Raw genomic sequence first — 288 nt, 5'->3', positions numbered from 1 at the left:
ACCGACGCCCTCGGCGCGACACTGCTGAAGGATCCGACTGTGGCCAACATCAAGGCCTACACCGATGCCATGCACCGGATCCGCGAGCGCAACAAGGTGCTCGCTCAACACCCCGATGCCAGCGACCAGCCGCCCGGCGAGTGGAGCGCCGAGCCATGGGACGGTCAGGGCACCCGGGACTGGCTGGACAACGCCAGGGCGCAAAGCGACGGCCTGTTCGCCGTCTTCGCCTGTCTGGATGACGATCCTGGCGTGCTGCGCGATATCAACCATGAACAGGAATGGCTG

General features: G+C 65.6%; 1 protein-coding gene. It reads left to right on the top strand.

Annotated features, from left to right (window positions below; genetic code table 11):
• The coding region (locus tag MKZ87_RS28880; RefSeq protein ID WP_323873479.1) for a hypothetical protein at positions 1–288 on the top strand (288 nt) is incomplete at both ends.

The organism is Pseudomonas sp. MCal1 (assembly GCF_026341415.1).
Taxonomy (GTDB): domain Bacteria; phylum Pseudomonadota; class Gammaproteobacteria; order Pseudomonadales; family Pseudomonadaceae; genus Aquipseudomonas.
Note: the sequence above shows the minus strand (reverse complement) of the source record. Positions and strands in the feature narration are given on the sequence as shown.